2 protein-coding genes are annotated in these 716 nt (G+C 73.9%); both read right to left on the minus strand.

Going from position 1 to position 716, the window contains the following annotated elements:
* Positions 1-375, minus strand: a 375-nt coding sequence (locus tag VR44_RS12265) for a VOC family protein (protein WP_045947488.1), incomplete at its 3' end; no start/stop codon positions are given.
* Between the two features lie 77 nt (positions 376-452).
* On the minus strand, positions 453-716 hold a 264-nt coding region (locus VR44_RS12270; protein ID WP_045947487.1), incomplete at its 5' end, for a TetR/AcrR family transcriptional regulator C-terminal domain-containing protein.

Below are 716 nucleotides of genomic sequence, written 5' to 3' on the forward strand. Positions count from 1 at the left end.
GCCGTCGGCGCGCAGCAGTTGCACGCGGACCGCGCCCAGGGCGACCAGGCGGGCGCATTCGGCCTCCAGTGCGGCCACGCGCTCCTCCCCGACGAGGCCCGTGCCGACGCGTACGTCGAGGTGGACCCGGTTCTTGACCGCCTTGCCCTCGGGGACGCGCTGGAAGAACAGCCGCGGGCCCACGCCCGAGGGGTCGACACAGGCGAAGGCCGAACCCTGCCGCTCGGGGGGCAGGGAGCGGTCGAACTCCGTCCACGAGGCGAAGCCCTTCGGCGGTGGCGGGACGACGTAGCCCAGCACCTCGCACCAGAAGCGGGCGACGCGTTCGGGGTCGGCGCAGTCGAAGGTCACCTGGAACTGTTTGGTCGAAGTCACCGGGCCACCGTAGCAGCGGGGTGCGATCACTCAACTGGTTTGATCCGCACGCCCTTTGGGGTGGGGCTGCCGCGGGCTCAGGTGCTGTCCAGGCCGTCGACCAGGCGGTCCAGGAAGCGGGCGAAGGTGTCGTCGGGGGTGGGCGGGCTTCCGGCGGAGGCGAGGGCCTCGGCGAGTTCCGGGTGCCGGCCGTCGGCCGCGACGGCGGCCAGGTAGCGGGCCTCGGCCTCGGCCCGGCCGGGAGGCAGCGCGGCCCGCGCCTGTGCGATCTCGTAGCCGACGTGCCCGGCCACGAAGCCCGTGAGCTGGGCGAACACCTCCAGCCTCGCGGCACCGTCCAG

The sequence above is a fragment of the Streptomyces katrae genome (assembly GCF_000966975.1).
Lineage (GTDB): Bacteria > Actinomycetota > Actinomycetes > Streptomycetales > Streptomycetaceae > Streptomyces > Streptomyces katrae.